Annotated in this window: 1 protein-coding gene; it reads right to left on the bottom strand. The window is 70.9% G+C overall.

The features are described 5' to 3' along the window. The coding region (locus ACTWPT_RS60010; RefSeq protein ID WP_443186481.1) for an IS66 family transposase at positions 1 to 1,140 on the bottom strand (1,140 nt) is incomplete at its 3' end. Between the last annotated feature and the right edge of the window lie 13 nt (positions 1,141 to 1,153).

Below are 1,153 nucleotides of genomic sequence, written 5' to 3'. Positions count from 1 at the left end.
GTTGGTGGCGATGCCCCAGGCCACCGCCTCGTCATAACGGGTGCGCAGCCCGTCCAGAACCTCCGCCTCAACGGCGGTGGCGCCCTCGGCGCGGGCCTTGGCGACCGCAGCCTTGGCGTCGGTCAGTGCGCTCACGACCGGCTCGGTCCAGCAGCGCTGTACCCGGCTGCCGTCGACATCCAACTCGCCGATCCCGCGCAACGACCTGAGCAGATGCGCGCAACACAGCTGCACTCCGGCCAGGTTCTTGTCGTATTTGGCGTAGCCGGCGTAGTCGTCGCGGACCAGCGTGCCCCGATAGCCGGGCAGAATGCCGAATCCGTCCAGGGCGTCATGACCGCGGTTGTCGGCGGCGCCGAACCAGACCAGCCGACCGGCGCGGGCGGTGTAGACATACAGCAGCCGATCGTCATCGTCGGCAGCGACCCTCGCCGGAGTCTCGTCGTGATGCAGCACCGGCGCGGCACGCAACCGCTCCTTGAGCGCGGTCTCGAAGGCGGCCAGCCGCGAGGCGGCGCGCTTGACCAGGCCGCCGGTGAACCCGGTGGAAACGGGCGCGTCCAGCAGCACGCCCATCAGGTCGGCGGCCCGGCTGATGCTCATATGCCCGGCGCACGCCAGCAACGCGGTCGCGGCGCGGACGTTCGGGCCGTAACAGCAGGGCCCAGCCAGCCCCGCCGGGGTGGCCGCCCGGGTCGTCCGGCGACAGGCCGGGCAAGCGACCTGGACCATCCGGTACTCGGTGACCTGGAGCTTCACCGGCGGAGTGTCGAACACCTGCACCCGCGCACCAACCTTGCCCTCCAGGCCAGCCAGCGTGTGGCCACACCCGGCACAGTTGGGCGGGCAGACCATGGTGACCTGGTCTGGGGTGGTCCGCCAGGCCAGGGCGTGGCCGTCATGCCCCGGCTGCCCACCGCGCGGACGGGGCGAGCGCTTCTTGGGCTTCTTGGCGCGTTTGGCCCGCGCCGCCGGACCGTCCGAACCCGGCGGCATCGAGGAGTTCGACGAATCCATCCCCACCCGCCGCTTCAGCTGCTCGATCTCGGCCAGCAGCGCCGCGATCACCGCGTCCCGCTCGGCTAACGCGGCCAGCAACTCCTCACGGCTGAGGCCATCGGGGTCACCAGTGGAGGACACCCTCTCAAACTAC

This window comes from Nonomuraea sp. 3N208 (assembly GCF_052245935.1).
Lineage (GTDB): Bacteria > Actinomycetota > Actinomycetes > Streptosporangiales > Streptosporangiaceae > Nonomuraea.
The sequence above is the reverse complement of the archived record's forward strand: the minus strand, read 5'-3'. Positions and strand labels throughout refer to the sequence as shown.